Origin of the sequence: Ruegeria atlantica, from assembly GCF_947495585.1 — a bacterium.
Taxonomy (GTDB): Bacteria; Pseudomonadota; Alphaproteobacteria; order Rhodobacterales; family Rhodobacteraceae; genus Ruegeria; species Ruegeria atlantica_G.
On sequence record NZ_CANLZK010000058.1, the window covers coordinates 1 to 230 of the forward strand.

Consider the following 230-nt stretch of genomic DNA (forward strand, 5'->3'; position numbering starts at 1 on the left):
CTCGCAGCTTTCGCAAAAGAAAAAGGCGTCAAATACTTCATGATCTCGTTCACCGATCTGTTCGGTGGACAGCGGGCTAAACTAGTGCCTGCACAGGCGATTGCTGACATGCAGGAAGATGGCGCAGGCTTTGCCGGGTTCGCCACATGGCTCGACATGACACCGGCGCATCCGGACATGCTGGCGGTGCCGGATCCGTCCTCGGTCATTCAACTGCCGTGGAAGCCCGA

Annotated in this window: 1 pseudogene; it reads left to right on the forward strand. The window is 57.8% G+C overall.

Annotation, left to right across the window (positions count from 1 at the left end):
- Positions 1-230, forward strand: a pseudogene (locus QMP16_RS23555) (type III glutamate--ammonia ligase); the annotation flags it as partial.